The following is a 253-nucleotide window of genomic DNA, read 5'->3' as shown; positions in this document are numbered from 1 at the left end:
AAACGCAGACGTGATTATTACCGAAATGTGTATTTAAAATCTGCTGCTTGGAAACGAAAACGGTATGTAGTACTAAAACGTGACAACTGGAAATGTGTGTATTGCGGAAAACGCGCTACGCAAGTCCATCACAAAAGATATGCAAGAAACATTGGAAAAGAACCGATTAAATGGTTGGTTTCTGTTTGCAGATCTTGTCATAGGTCGTTGCATTGAGGTTTTGTCGCTCTGCTCCTGTTGCTGGTTATTAGGT

General features: G+C 40.3%; 1 protein-coding gene. It reads left to right on the top strand.

Annotated elements, in window-relative coordinates; translation table 11 throughout:
- Nucleotides 1-216, top strand: a 216-nt coding sequence (locus ACRBBL_RS16350; protein ID WP_431370146.1) for an HNH endonuclease, incomplete at its 5' end; no start/stop codon positions are given.
- Nucleotides 217-253 lie beyond the last annotated feature (37 nt).

The organism is Kordia sp., from assembly GCF_050633145.1.
Taxonomy (GTDB): domain Bacteria; phylum Bacteroidota; class Bacteroidia; order Flavobacteriales; family Flavobacteriaceae; genus Kordia.
This window is presented reverse-complemented; position numbering and strand designations above follow the sequence as displayed.